General features: G+C 68.7%; 6 protein-coding genes and 1 pseudogene. All 7 read right to left on the reverse strand.

The features are described from left to right. Positions 1-246 (reverse strand): annotated as a pseudogene (locus CSC64_RS13465) (energy transducer TonB); the annotation flags it as partial. A 149-nt stretch (positions 247-395) separates the two neighbouring features. After that, positions 396-1,568 carry a tetratricopeptide repeat protein gene (locus CSC64_RS13470; RefSeq protein WP_162435845.1) on the reverse strand — a complete coding sequence of 391 codons (1,173 nt, stop codon included), beginning with the start codon at positions 1,566-1,568 and terminating at the stop codon, positions 396-398. A gap of 109 nt (positions 1,569-1,677) precedes the next feature. After that, the gene (locus tag CSC64_RS13475) at positions 1,678-2,502 is read right to left on the reverse strand and encodes a M48 family metallopeptidase (RefSeq protein ID WP_162435846.1); all 825 of its coding nucleotides are present in this window, start codon (positions 2,500-2,502) and stop codon (positions 1,678-1,680) included. 78 nt (positions 2,503-2,580) lie between these two features. Further along, positions 2,581-3,426 (reverse strand): CPBP family intramembrane glutamic endopeptidase, encoded by an 846-nt coding sequence (locus CSC64_RS13480; RefSeq protein WP_162435847.1) that lies wholly within the window; start codon positions 3,424-3,426, stop codon positions 2,581-2,583. Continuing rightward, complete coding sequence (gyrB, locus tag CSC64_RS13485; RefSeq protein ID WP_162435848.1) at positions 3,419-5,863, reverse strand: DNA topoisomerase (ATP-hydrolyzing) subunit B; 2,445 nt, start codon at positions 5,861-5,863, stop codon at positions 3,419-3,421. Before gyrB ends, CSC64_RS13480 begins: the two co-directional genes overlap by 8 nt. Before the next feature lie 206 nt (positions 5,864-6,069). Next, entirely contained in the window at positions 6,070-7,167 is a 1,098-nt protein-coding gene (gene recF / locus CSC64_RS13490) for a DNA replication/repair protein RecF (RefSeq protein ID WP_162435849.1), read from the reverse strand. Between the two features lie 85 nt (positions 7,168-7,252). Further along, positions 7,253-8,353 (reverse strand): DNA polymerase III subunit beta, encoded by a 1,101-nt coding sequence (dnaN, locus tag CSC64_RS13495; protein ID WP_162435850.1) that lies wholly within the window; start codon positions 8,351-8,353, stop codon positions 7,253-7,255. Between the last annotated feature and the right edge of the window lie 213 nt (positions 8,354-8,566).

Below are 8,566 nucleotides of genomic sequence, written 5' to 3' on the forward strand. Positions count from 1 at the left end.
CGGCTTGGCCGGCGGCGGCGGCGGCGGCGGCGGCGGCGGCGGCGGTGGGGGCGCGTCGACCAGGGTGACCAGGATGTTGCGCTCCTTCTCCACGTCGGCCTTCGGCGCCACGGCCGGGATGAGCAACAGCATCAGCGCCGCAGCATGCAGCGCAATGACGAACGCGATGCCGATGATGCGCGGCCAGCTCAGCCCGCTTTCTTCGGTTTCTTCGTAATTCCTGTGGACGACCAGTTGTTCAGCCATGCGCCTAGTGACTCAGGTGTGGGGCGAAGGCCCCGGGGAGACACATCCCCCCGGGGCCCAGGTTCTCGCGGGTGACACCGCATGAACCGCCAAGCATATACCAATCCCACGCCCCTTTGCCTAGGGGAGTGGCGTTGTTTCCGTGACCCTTACTTCAGGTTGATGATCCTGCGCGCGTCCTCCGGCTTCTTCACGCCCTTGTCCAGGGCCTGCTGGGCGGCCTGCCTGGCCTCGGCGAGCCGGTCCTCCTGCCACAGCACGCGGGCCAGGTTCAGGTAGGTCTCGCCGTCCTTGGACAGTGGCGCGGCCTTCTTCCAGGCCTCGATCGCCAGCGGGACCTGGTCGCTGTAGTAGTACGACTGGGCCAGGGCCAGATGGGTCTGGTAGTCGGGCTTGAGCGCACCCTTCTGCAGGCCCTCGTTGATCACCGAGATCACGTCCTTCTCGCGGCCATCCATGTTGGCGTAGGTGATGTACAGCTGGCGGTACTCGCGCTCCTCGCTGAGCTGGCCGGCGGCGCGCAGCTTCTCCAGCACCGCGGCGGCCTTGTCCATCTGCTCGGCCTGGCTGTAGACCGCGGCCAGGTTGGTCTGGGATTTCTTGTCGGTCGGGTTCTTCGCCGCCAGGCTCTCGGCGAGGGCCACCGCTTCGGCGTACTGGTTGGTTTCGGCATAGGCGGCCATCAACAGCTGGACCCAGCTGTCCTTCGGCTCCGGGGTGTTCTCCACCAGGCTCTTGAGCACCGGGACCGCCTCGGCGTAGCGCTCGACCTGGTACAGCGCCTGGCCCTTGAGCGCGAGGTCCTCGGGCCTGTTCGACTTGCTCTCGCCCAGGTAGCGGTCGAGGGTGGCCAGGCCGGTGGTGTAGTCGTCGTCGCCCATCTGCAGCTGGGCCAGCATCAGCATCGACTGGAAGTGGCCGTTGTTGTCCAGGCCGTCGAAGTCCAGCACCTGCTGCAGGTAGGCCTTGGCCGCGGCGGTGTCGTCGAGGCTGTAGGTGGCCTGGGCGGCGAGCTGTGCGGCCAGCGCCTTGTCGTAGGCGTTGGCGCCCTCGGTGGCGAGGATCTCGTTGGCCAGGGTGCGGGTCTGGGCGAAGTCCCCGTCGTTGTACACATCGATCAGCTTCTGCAGCTTCTTGCCGGTCTTGGTCGACGCCTTGGCTTCCGGCTCCTTGCGCGTCGCCTCCGGGTACAGCACTTCGGCCTTCGCCGCTGCCTTCCTGCCGGAACGCGAGGACTGCGCGGAGGCATCGGCCACCACCATGCCGCCGAGCGCGGCGGCGATGAACAGCGACAGGACGGCGTGCTTGCTGCGGAATTTCATTGGATCACCTCATGCGGGCCACCGCGTTGGCGGGGCGTAACCGGGTCGGCAAAACTAGCAGAACCGGGTTTCGTTCGGAAAGCTGTACGTTCTGGCGTGTCGTGGCGATTCAGGGACCGCACTTGGGCGTATGGCCTGCCTTGCGCGCCGCCTGGGCGGTCGGCTGCAGTTCCGGCGCCCGTGCCTGCAGGGCCTTGATCCGGTTCTGCGGATCCGGGTGGGTGGACAGCCATTCCGGCGAGCGTCCGGCGGAGGCGGCGATCATGTTCTGCCACAGGTCCACCGCCTGCGCCGGGTCGAAGCCGGCCTGGGCCATCAGGCGCTGGCCGATCTCGTCCGACTCGGTTTCCTGGGTGCGGGAGAACGGCAGCAGCAGGCCCAGCTGGGCCGCCGCGCCGCCACCCTGGGTCACCATGTCCGAGGCGCCCTGGCCGTAGCGTGCGCCCGCCAGCGCACCGAGCACGGCCAGCCCGGTGGAAGTGGCCGCCTGGCGCGAGACCCGCTCGTTGGTGTGGCGCGCGTAGACGTGGCCGATCTCGTGCCCGATCACCGCCGCCAGCTGGTCCTGGTTCTTCGCCACCTTGAACATGCCGGTGTTCACGCCGACCTTGCCGCCGGGCAGGGCGAAGGCGTTGGGCGAGTCGTCGACGAACACCACCGTTTCCCACGGCAGGCCGCGCCAGTCCGGCGGCAGCTGCTGCACCAGGGCGTTGACCACGCAGGTCACGTAGCTGCTCTGGCTGCCGCCACTGAGGGTCTTCTGCTTGGACTTCATCTCGGTGAAGGCCTGCGCGCCGGCCTGGTTGAGCTCGCTGTCCGAGTACGCCATGTACTGGCTGCGCCCGGTGGGCGAGGTCGTGGTGGCGCATCCGCCCACCAGTGCGGCCAGCGCCAGTCCCGTCGCGATTCCCTTCCATTGCCTGGTGCGGCGCATGCGCGGCCCTCCCCCGTGCCGTTACCCGAAGACGGAAGTGTCCTCGCAGCGGGCTTAACTTTTCGTCAAGCGAACGGCTCAGCCGAAGACGTGGAACGCCAGCGCCACGGCATTGTTCAGCCCGTGCGCCAGGACCGGCGCCCACAGCGTGCCCGTGCGCCAGTACAGCCAGGCGAAGGCGGCGCCCATGCCGGCGTAGACCAGCAGCAGGTACGCGACCGCCAGCGGCGGGTTGGCGCTGGCCCCGGGCAGCTCGTGGATCAGGGCGAAGGCCAGGCTGCTGAGGACCAGCCCGGCCCAGGGCCGGCCGCCGGCCAGGAAGCGGCCGAACAGCACCCGGCGGAACAGCAGTTCCTCGTAGGCCGGCGCCAGCACCACCGCGAACAGGACCAGGAACAGCGGCCACTGCTGCAGCGCCTGGTCGATCAGTGCCAGGTTGGTCGGTTCGGCCTCGATGCCGGCCTTGCCCGCCAGCCAGCCCAGCAGCGAGCTGCCCAGGAACACGGCCAGGCCCACGGCGGCGGCCCAGGCCCAGGTGGAAGGCAGGCGCAGGCGCGCGACCGAGTGGCGGCGCTCTTCGGCGCTGGCCGGATGGCGCAGGAAATACAGCGTCAGCGCCACCGCGGACATGCCGGCCAGGGTCATCACGATCTGCGCCAGCGCTCCGGGCGTGCCGAGCGCGGCGGTGATCGCGGCGCTGTCCGCACCATCGCGGGCCAGCGCGATCCCGCGCCACAGGCCCCAGGCGATGCCAGCCAGCAACAGCGCGGCGAACATGACCAGCACCGCCAGGAGCACGTCCAGCAGGAACCCGCCGAGCAGGCTGCGCCAGCGCGCGGGCGGCAGGCGTGGCACCCGCGCCGGCGCGGCCGTGGCGGCGATGGCGCCGCTGGCCGCCGGACCGGCGCCGCCGGGCTCAGACATCCAGGTTGGCGACCTTCAGCGCGTTGGTCTCGATGAACTCGCGGCGCGGCTCGACCACGTCGCCCATCAGCGTGCTGAAGATCTGGTCGGAGGCGACCGCGTCCTCGATCCGCACGCGCAGCAGGCGCCGGGTGTCCGGGTTGACCGTGGTGTCCCACAGCTGCTCGGGGTTCATTTCGCCCAGGCCCTTGAAGCGCTGGATCTGGCGGCCCTTCTTCGCTTCCTCCAGCAGCCAGGCCTGGGCCTGGGCGAAGCTGGACACCGGCTGCGACCTGCCGCCACGCACCACCTGCGCGCCCTCGCGCACCAGGCCGTGCAGGACTGCGGCCGCATCGCGCAGCGGACGCAGTTCGCCGCTTTCGAAGATCGACAGCGGCAGCACCTGCAGCAGTTCCTCGCCCATGTGCCGGCGGGTGCCCTGCAGCGCGGCCGGCCGCGCCTCGGTCGCCGGCAGCAGCTTCAGCGCGAAGCGCGGGCTGCCGAGCTTGCCGCGGTTGAGGCGGGCTTCCAGTGCGTCGAGCTCGTGGCGCTCGTCGGTGTTCTGCGCCAGGTGCTCGGCGTCGAGCGGGGTGAAGTCGATCAGCGCTTCCAGCAGCAGCGGGTCGAAGCGGTGGCTGTTGCGCGCGATCGCCTCGCGCGCGCCGGCGTAGGCCAGCAGCAGCTTCTCCAGGCCCTCGCCGCCCACCGGCGGCTCGCCCTCGGCCGGCACCAGCGCGGCGTTCTCCACCGCATTGCTGGCCAGGTAGGAATCCAGCGCCGCGTCGTCCTTCAGGTAAAGCTCGGTCTTGCCCTGCTTGATCTTGTACAGCGGCGGCAGGCCGATGTAGACGTGGCCGCGCTCGATCAGCTCCGGCATCTGCCGGTAGAAGAAGGTCAGCAGCAGGGTGCGGATGTGCGCGCCGTCGACGTCCGCGTCGGTCATGATGATGATGCGGTGGTAGCGCAGCTTGTCCGGGTTGTACTCGTCCTTGCCGATGCCGGTGCCCAGCGCGGTGATCAGGGTGCCGACCTGGTCGGAGGACAGCATGCGGTCGAAGCGCGCGCGTTCCACGTTGAGGATCTTGCCGCGGAGGGGCAGCACCGCCTGGTTCTTGCGGTTGCGGCCCTGCTTGGCCGAGCCGCCGGCCGAGTCGCCCTCGACGATGAACAGTTCGCTCAGCGCCGGATCCTTTTCCTGGCAGTCGGCGAGCTTGCCGGGCAGGCCGGCGATGTCCAGCGCGCCCTTGCGCCGGGTCAGCTCGCGCGCCTTGCGCGCGGCCTCGCGGGCGCGGGCGGCGTCGACCACCTTTTCCGCGATGGCGCGCGCCTCGTTCGGGTGTTCCTGCAGGAACTCCTCCAAACGTGCGCCGAACGTGGTCTCAACGGCCGGCTTCACCTCCGAACTGACCAGTTTCTCCTTGGTCTGGCTGGAAAAGCTGGGATCCGGCACCTTCACCGACAGCACCGCGATCATGCCTTCGCGCATGTCGTCGCCGGAGAGGCTGATCTTGGCCTGCTTGGCCAGCCCGTTCTGCTCGATGTAGTTGCTCAGGGTGCGGGTCAGCGCGGCGCGGAAGCCGGCCAGGTGGGTGCCGCCGTCCTTCTGGTTGATGTTGTTGGTGAAGCAGTACATCGTTTCCTGGTAGGCGTCGGTCCACTGCAGGGCGACGTCGACCACGATGCCGTTGTGCTCGCCGGTCACCGAGATCACGTTCGGGTGCAGCGGGGTCTTCAGCTGCGCCAGGTGCTCGACGAAGCTGCGGATGCCGCCTTCGTACTGGAACGTGTCCTGCCTGCCCTCGCCGCGCTCGTCGACCAGGGTGATCTTGACGCCCGAGTTGAGGAACGACAGCTCGCGCAGGCGGCGGGCCAGGATGTCGTAGTGGAACTCGGTGTCGGTGAAGATCTCCTTCGCCGGCAGGAAGCGCAGGGTGGTGCCGCGGCGGGTCGACGGCTCGATCTGCTTGAGCGGGTAGCGCGGCTCGCCCAGCGAGTATTCCTGCTGGTAGTGATGGCCGTCGCGCCAGATGTCCAGCCACAGGTGCGAGGACAGCGCGTTGACCACCGACACGCCCACGCCGTGCAGGCCGCCGGAAACCTTGTAGCTGTTGTCGTCGAACTTGCCGCCGGCGTGCAGCACGGTAAGGATCACCTCGGCCGCCGACACGCCCTCTTCCTTGTGGGTGTCCACCGGGATGCCACGGCCGTTGTCGGAGACCGCGACCGAGCCGTCCTCGAGGATGCGCACGACGATGTCGTCGGCGTGCCCCGCCAGGGCCTCGTCGACCGAGTTGTCGACGACTTCGAAGACCATGTGGTGCAGGCCGGTGCCGTCGTGCACGTCGCCGATGTACATGCCGGGGCGCTTGCGGACCGCTTCCAGGCCGCGCAGGACGGTGATCTTGCTGGAGTCGTAGGAGTCGTTGCCGGGGGTGGAACTCGGGGTCTGTTCGCTCATGCCTTCGCCACGATCGGGGCCGGGCCGCGGCCTTGCAGCCGCGACTCCTTAGCTATAGGAATCAAGGCCCGATTATAGCACCGCGCACCATGCCGCTTCCGGAACACGTGAGGCGGGAAGATGCATGCCACGCGGCGGTTGCGGGTAGAGCCGGGCTTGCCCGGCTGCCCCTGTTTCCCGGCAAAAGCAGCCGGGCAAGCCCGACTCTACGGGGCGATCCGGCCCTGTTCCACGTGGAACACGCGCAGCGCCGGGACCAGGCCCTCCAGCGCGGGTGGCACTTCCGTGGCGGTGATGAACACCTGCACGTCCGGCTGCTCCAGCAGGAATTCCAGCACCCGGCGCTGGTGCCCGCGGTCCAGCTCCGAAGGCAGGTCGTCCAGCGCGATCACCGGCCAGTGGCCCTGGCGGTGGGCGTAGTCGCGGGCCTGGGCCAGCAATAGGGCCAGAGCGGTAAGTTTGGTCTGGCCGCGTGACAAGGCTTCGCGCCCGGGCAGCCCCGGCAGGCCGATGCTCCAGTCCGCCCGGTGCGGGCCGACGCCGGTGTGGCCGCTGATCCGGTCACGCTCGCGGCCCAGCAGCAGGGCGTCGCCCAGCGAAAGCTCCTGCCGGCGCCAGCCGGGCTGGAACTCCAGCCCCTGCAGGGCCAATCCGCTGGTCAGCCGCGCGGCGATGGCGCCAGCCTGGGGCGCCAGTTCGGCGAGATACCGCTCGCGCTGGGCGGTCAGGGCTTCCCCTGCCTCGGCCAGCTCGTGGTCCCAGGCATCGAGCTGGGCATTGCCGCCCCCAGCCTTGAGCAGCGCGTTGCGTTGCTTCAGCGCACGGGCGTAACGGCGCCACAGCGGCAGGAACCCCTGTTCCACGTGGAACAGACCCCAATCCAGGAACCGGCGCCGGTTCTCAGCGCCGCCACTGACCAGCGAATGGCTGCCCGGTTCGAAGGTCACGACCGCCAGGGCCGTGCACAGCTGGCCCAGATGCGCGACTTCCACGCCGTCCAGCCGACCCGTCCACTCCTGCCCGCTGTGCCGCAGGCCGGCACGACGCAGCCGCGGCGGCGCCTCGCCTTCCCCACCCTCGGCCCATTCAACGAATACTTCCAGCGCCGGCGCGTGTTCCCGCACCAGTCCATCACGGGCCCGGCCACGGAAGCTGCGCCCGTAGGCCATCAGGTGCAGCGCCTCCAGCACACTGGTCTTGCCGGCACCGTTGGCGCCGGTGAGCAGGTTCAAGCCCGGTGCCGGTGCCAGTTCGACCGCGTCGAAGCGACGCAGGTCGCGCAGCGACAGCCGGGTCACCCGCATCGGCGGCCCCGGACAGCAGGACGCCCGGCCGGAGCCGGGCGTCGCTGGGGTTCCACGTGGAACATGGTGCGCTCCGCCTCTGCGGTCACAGCCGCAGCGGCATCACCACGTGCCGGCACTTGCTGCTGCTGGCTTCGCGCACCAGCGCCGAGGAATTGGCGTCGCGCAGGGCAATGATCACGTGCTCCTCGCGCAGCGCGCTCAGTGCGTCCAGCAGGTAATTGACATTGAAGCCGATGGCCAGGTTGTCGACCCGGGTGTCGGCCTCGATCTCTTCCTGGGCTTCTTCCTGCTCGGGGTTGTGCGAACTGATCTTCAGTTGCCCTGGAGAGACCTCGACACGCACCCCGCGGTACTTCTCGTTGGACAGGATCGCCGCACGCTGCAACGCGGCACGCAGCACTTCCCGCTCCAGCTTGACCTCCTTCTCCGCTCCGATCGGGATCACCGCTTCGTAATCCGGGAAGCGGCCATCGATCAGCTTTGAGGTGAAGGTGACATCGTCGCGCTTGACCCGGATGTGGGCCCGGCCCAGTTCCAGTTCCAGCGCGCGGTCGCCGCCTTCCAGCAGGCGCTGCAGTTCTGTGACGCCCTTGCGCGGGACGATGATCTGGCGCTTGGCCGCCACGGTCTGCTCCAGCTCCGCCTCGCACAGGGCCAGGCGGTGGCCGTCGGTGGCCACACAGCGCAGCGACTGCTCGCGCAGGTCCAGCAGCAGGCCGTTGAGGTAGTAGCGCACGTCCTGCTGGGCCATGGCGAAGGCGGTACGTTCGATCAGTTCCTTCAGCGCCGCTTCCGGCACGCCGATCCGTTCCGTGGCTTCGACCTCGTCGACCGAGGGGAAGTCGTTGGCCGACAGCGTGGCCAGGGTGAAGCGGCTGCGCCCGGCCTGCACGGTGACCTTTTCACCGGACTGGCTCACGGTGACCCGGCTGCCATCCGGCAGCGCGCGCACGATCTCGAAAAGCTTGCGTGCCGGGATCGTGGTCTCGCCGTCCTGGGCGTCGTCGACCGCTGCGCGGGCGACCATTTCCACTTCCAGGTCGGTGCCGGTCAATGACAGCTGGCCGCCCTGCACCTGGACCAGGAAGTTGGCCAGGACCGGCAGGGTCTGGCGTCGTTCGACGACGTTGACCACTTGGGCCAAGGGCTTGAGAAAGGCCTCGCGTTGCAGAGTGAAACGCATGGGAATCCGTGCCTCTACGCTTTGAAGGAATGTGGAATAAATCTGAAAGCGGTGGTGCTGGAGTCGGCCCGGAGCTGTGGAAAACCGTGTCAACTCATTGAACTAAAAGGAATTTCTTTACAACCAAAGGCTGCGGAAAAGATCCGGTGCGAGGGCAGGACAAGCTGTGGATGGTTTCCGGAGTCCGATTCTGTCCCCCGCTTATCCCCAGCC

This window comes from Pseudoxanthomonas koreensis, from assembly GCF_010093225.1.
Lineage (GTDB): Bacteria > Pseudomonadota > Gammaproteobacteria > Xanthomonadales > Xanthomonadaceae > Pseudoxanthomonas > Pseudoxanthomonas koreensis.